Origin of the sequence: Kitasatospora putterlickiae (assembly GCF_039527695.1) — a bacterium.
Classification (GTDB): domain Bacteria; phylum Actinomycetota; class Actinomycetes; order Streptomycetales; family Streptomycetaceae; genus Kitasatospora; species Kitasatospora putterlickiae.
The window spans coordinates 1-1,317 of record NZ_BAAAKJ010000274.1; the positions used below are offsets into that span (position 1 = coordinate 1).

Here is a 1,317-nt window from a genome sequence, read left to right on the forward strand (position 1 = left end):
CGGCGGCGCCCGGTACACCCTGTCCGCGCCGGACGGCCTGGAGGCCGAGCCGGGGGCGGGCTTCGCCCACTGGGCGAGCCGCCCGGCCGCCATCGAGTACCTGACCGACGCCCCGAACTCGCGGATCAGGGTCCGGGTCGTGGGCAACGAGGCGTACACGGGCCCCACGGAGCAGGCCGCGGCGGGAGCGGGTGAGCCGGTCCTCTGGGTGAAGTCGCCCTTCCTCATGTGGCGCCGGCCCTTCTACCCGCAGCTGGCCATGGCGATGGACCCGGTGAACCAGTTGACCCGGGCCCGGGCGGCCCGGCCCAGCGTGGTCGGGACCGAGACGATCGACGGTGCCGAGGTCACGCGCTACCGCGCCGTCGAGGACGCCGCCACCGTGCTGGGCGCGATCCCCGGCCTCACCGAGGAGCACCGCCCCCACGTCGAAGCGGCCCTGAAGAAGAGCGGCGAAACGTTCACCCTCGACTTCTGGCTCAACGCCGAGCAGGAACTCGTCCGGTTCCGCGAGTTCGGCGACAAGGACGGCGAGGGCAAGGCCGTCACCGTGACCTACTCGGCCCTGGGCACCGCCCCGGCGATGGCGGCGCCCGCCGACCAGGATCTCCGGATGTCCCCCTACCTCGACAAGTTCCTCGACCCGTCGCGCGCCGTGGTCGGCCCGGGACCCGAGGCCGTATAGGTCCTCTCCCGGATCACGTCGGACCAGCGGGCGTCGTCGATGGACCCCCTCCTGCCCGTGGGCGGGCGAGGAGGGAGTGTGCATCGGCGATGCGGAGGTGGGGGTACCTTCCGGCCGGAGGCTGGGGGCGTGCGTGCTCCGGCGGCGACCGCCTGGCGTGATCCGAAAGAGAGGACCTGCCCCCGGCTAGCGGCCCGGGAGCAGTGCGGACAGGTGCCGCGCCCCGGGGCCCAGCTGCGGGGCGAGGGGCGCGGCGCGCGGGTGCCAGGGGGCCTCGTACTCCCAGGCCGCCCAGGCGGCGGGCGGCAGCAGGCGCAGGCAGTCGGCGATCGGCAGGACGCCCGCGCCCAGTGGCAGCGGGGTGAGGTCGTCCGCCGAGGCGACGTCCTTGACCTGCACGTATCCCAGGTGGGGGCCGAGCGCCCGGTGGGTCTGCGCCGGGGTCTCGCCGGCCAGCCAGGTGTGCAGCAGGTCCCAGAGCGCGCCGACCGAGGGGTGGCCCACCCGGCGCAGCAGGGGTGCCAGCGCGGCGCCGGCGCGGTGCGAGTCATGGGTCTCGACGAGGATCCGCACGCCGAGGGCCGCCGCCCGCGGGGCCGCCGCGCGCAGCCTGCGGACCGCCCGTTCGTCGG

At 75.6% G+C, this 1,317-nt stretch carries 2 protein-coding genes; one reads left to right on the plus strand and one right to left on the minus strand.

Annotated elements, in window-relative coordinates; genetic code table 11:
• Positions 1 to 685, plus strand: a 685-nt coding sequence (locus ABD308_RS27265; RefSeq protein ID WP_344339794.1) for a hypothetical protein, incomplete at its 5' end; no start/stop codon positions are given.
• Between the two features lie 186 nt (positions 686 to 871).
• Here the strand turns inward: ABD308_RS27265 and ABD308_RS27270 are convergent.
• The coding region (locus tag ABD308_RS27270; RefSeq protein ID WP_344339796.1) for a sugar phosphate isomerase/epimerase family protein at positions 872 to 1,317 on the minus strand (446 nt) is incomplete at its 5' end.